This window comes from Phyllobacterium sp. P5_D12 (assembly GCF_054049495.1).
In genome coordinates this window covers 1-3,010 of sequence record NZ_JBFUMG010000540.1, presented here as the reverse complement: position 1 = coordinate 3,010, position 3,010 = coordinate 1, and the positions used below count along the sequence as shown (strand labels likewise).

Annotated in this window: 5 protein-coding genes; 3 read left to right on the top strand and 2 right to left on the bottom strand. The window is 56.9% G+C overall.

Annotated features, from left to right (window positions below; translation table 11 throughout):
* The coding region (locus ACXJ5O_RS23170) for an ABC transporter ATP-binding protein (RefSeq protein ID WP_457301964.1) at positions 1-1,278 on the top strand (1,278 nt) is incomplete at its 5' end.
* Positions 1,279-1,281: 3 nt separating this feature from the next.
* Here ACXJ5O_RS23170 and ACXJ5O_RS23165 read toward each other — a convergent pair.
* Positions 1,282-1,635 (bottom strand): hypothetical protein, encoded by a 354-nt coding sequence (locus ACXJ5O_RS23165; protein WP_457301963.1) that lies wholly within the window; start codon positions 1,633-1,635, stop codon positions 1,282-1,284.
* Between the two features lie 280 nt (positions 1,636-1,915).
* Between ACXJ5O_RS23165 and ACXJ5O_RS23160 the strand changes: the two genes are divergently transcribed.
* A complete protein-coding gene (locus tag ACXJ5O_RS23160; protein ID WP_457301962.1) occupies positions 1,916-2,413 on the top strand; it encodes an arsenate reductase ArsC in 498 nt (165 codons plus the stop codon).
* 120 nt (positions 2,414-2,533) lie between these two features.
* On the top strand, positions 2,534-2,809 hold the full coding sequence (locus tag ACXJ5O_RS23155) for a helix-turn-helix transcriptional regulator (protein ID WP_457301961.1): 276 nt from the start codon (positions 2,534-2,536) through the stop codon (positions 2,807-2,809).
* A gap of 10 nt (positions 2,810-2,819) precedes the next feature.
* On the opposite strand, the gene ACXJ5O_RS23150 is transcribed toward ACXJ5O_RS23155, so the two are convergent.
* Positions 2,820-3,010: hypothetical protein (locus ACXJ5O_RS23150; protein WP_457301960.1), on the bottom strand; the 191-nt coding region annotated here is incomplete at its 5' end.

Sequence of the window (3,010 nt, the reverse complement as noted above, 5' to 3'; positions counted from 1 at the left end):
GTCCTGTTGTTTCTGGCTCTGGTTCCGGCCTTTCTGGGCGAGGCGCATTTCAACGCCCAAAGCTATTCGCTCGATTTTGTCCGCACGCCGGAGCGGCGCGAACTCGACTATGTGCGGCAGACCGCAGCCAGCGTCGAAACAGCCAAGGAAGTCAAGATCTTCGGGCTGCACAGTTTCCTGATAGACCGCTACGTGCGTCTCGCCACCGATTTCTATGCGGCCAATCGCATACTCGCGCTGCGCCGTGCCAGCTGGGGCGGTCTCTTCACCGCGATGGGCACTGTCGGTTACTATCTTGCCTACGCCTATATCGTCCTGCGCACGCTGGGCGGCGAGTTTTCCATCGGCGATCTGACCTTTCTCGCTGGCTCGTTCCGGCGCCTGCGCACCCTGCTCGAAGGGCTGCTGACAAGCTTTTCAAGTACGGCGGGACAAGCGCTTTATCTCGATGATCTGTTCGCCTTCTTCGAGGTCAAGCCCGAGATCCTTTCGCCGGAAAATCCGCGCCCTTTCCCGCATCCGATCCGTCAGGGCTTCGTGTTCGACGATGTCGGGTTCATCTATCCCGGCGCGGAGCGCTGGGCCGTCCGCCACCTCAGCTTCACCCTGCATGCGGGCGAAGTGGTGGCGCTTGTCGGTGAAAATGGCGCCGGCAAGACGACCCTGGTGAAGCTTCTCACCCGCCTTTACGATCCGGATGAAGGCCGTATCCTGCTCGATGGCCATGATTTGCGCGAATATGATCTGGAGGCACTACGGGGCAATATGGGCGTGATCTTCCAGGATTTCGTGCGCTACAATCTCAGTGCCTCCGATAATATTGCGGTTGGCAGGATCGCCTACCGGGACGATCATCCCCGCATCGCGCAAGCGGCGTCGCGCAGCCAGGCGGATGGTGTCATCGCCAAGCTTCCGGGCAAGTACGAGCAGATGATCGGCAAGCGTTTCAAGAACGGCGTTGAGCTATCCGGCGGCGAGTGGCAGAAAATTGCCATCGCCAGAGCCTATATGCGCGAGGCCGAGGTACTGATTCTCGATGAGCCGACGGCAGCGCTCGATGCCCGCTCCGAGTTCGAGGTGTTCCGGCGTTTCAAGGAGCTCAGCGAAGGCAAGACGGCAGTTCTCATTTCCCATCGCTTTTCCAGCGTGCGCATGGCTGACCGTATTCTCGTTCTCGCTGATGGCAAGGTCGAAGCTGCCGGTACGCATGAGGAACTTGTCGCGCAGGCCGGGCGCTATGCCGAGCTTTTCGAGTTGCAGGCCGCAGGATACCGTTAGCCTCTAAACGCGTTGTAGCAAGCCTGCGCTGTTTTCCCTGGAGACCATGCTGTACCACCCCGGGACGTAGCTGTCCGTATGGGAGCACGCCCGGGCAATCCCTGGATGTTCTTTCGCCCATTTTCTCAAAGCGATCCAGGCGGGACTTTCCGTGAATGACCGCGGACGGATCCTTCCCGAAATCGGGATACCGAATTCCCGGGCGACAATTTCGACGTCTTCATCGGAGAAGCGCGGCAGGAGGATATGCGGTTCGTTATATTTGCAGATCGCATAATAGGTTCTGCCGGTACTCTTGGCGATCGAGAGTGCCACGCCCAAGGGTACACCGCGACCATAGGTGCGGTTCTCAAGCATTTTCAAACACGGACCCTCAGCAGAAATTGATCCTGTGAAGATACGGCCGCAAATTTCCACTCTATGAAATTCATGTCTGTCGGGCATGCTGTTCCCCCATGATTAACCATGACGCAGGCACGCTTGACAACTCGGCGAATCATACACGAATCCGGGCATTTAACCAGCGTGGGGCGGTCCTTCGCGCGGCGTTGAACAGCTTTCGTCGAGTTGGTGTCACATTTTTGAATCATACTGTGTTGAAATATCTTGGCTTCGATCAGCAGAAGGAGATACCGCCGTGAACGATAAAGTCTTCCACGTCCTGTTTCTCTCGCATCGCAATTCTGCAAGGAGCATGATGGCCGAGGCGATTCTCAATCGCATCGGAAAGCCCCACTTCGCCGCCTATAGCGCCGGCACGGAGCCTGCGGATGCGATGGATCCTGAAACCAAGGAATTGCTCGAGCAGACCGGCTTCCCGGTGGATGGCCTGCACCCCAAGCATTATCGCGAGTTCGGCCTTGAAGGCGCGCGTGATCTCGATTTCGTCTTCACGTTGAATGATGAGGCCGCAGGGGAGCCCATGCCCGAATGGCCGGGCGTTCCGGTGACGGCCCATTGGGAGTCGTCCGATCCTGTCCAGGCTACCGGCGAACCATGGGAGCGCAAGCAGGCATTTTCCCGTACGATGATGGAACTTGATCGCCGGTTGAAGATTTTCATCAACCTTCCGCTCAAATCGCTCGATCGGATGAGCATCCAGCATCACGTCGATGAAATCGGCAAGTCGACATAACTAACCACAATGTGACTTGAGGAACGCTGCCGCCGCTTTTGCGCCATGAATTTTTCATCCGGCTGACATGGCCGCTGGTTATGTTTTCGGTACGCGAATCAAACCTGATCGGCAAAGCAGATGAACACAGCAAATCGCTGGACGCCGCACTGGGCGATCCATCCTGGCGAGCATTTGCGTCAGTGCATCGAATGTAACGGTCTTTCAACCGAAGATTTTGCTCGGCGCATCGAGATGCCGGTGGTAATCGTCGACGCCATCATTGCCGGCCAGCATCCGATTACGCTCGACATTGCGACACGCATCGACAGAACGCTTGGTATCATGCCTGAGCTCTGGTTTGTGCTTCAGTCCAGATGGCAGCGCTATCAGGAGACATTTCAGGCATCGGCGTAGTCTTGCTCCGTCACATCACGATATGCCAGGAGTGGTAGGCCTCTCCTGCCCAAAGCACGAGCGCAACCCACACGATCAGCAGGGTTATGTATGGCATTACCGGCGTTAGATAAGGCGCATAATCGGCTGCGCAATTCTTTTCGTCATTTCTCATGAACAGTCCCCCGTGCAGATTCGCAAGAAATCCACGTTGGCTAAGGT

What these genes read in the sequence shown, in the direction of transcription:
- ACXJ5O_RS23165 (WP_457301963.1), bottom strand. Translation starts at nt 1,635, where the DNA reads ATGCTTGAGAACCGCACCTATGGTCGCGGTGTACCCTTGGGCGTGGCA.
- ACXJ5O_RS23155 (WP_457301961.1), top strand. Translation starts at nt 2,534, where the DNA reads ATGAACACAGCAAATCGCTGGACGCCGCACTGGGCGATCCATCCTGGC.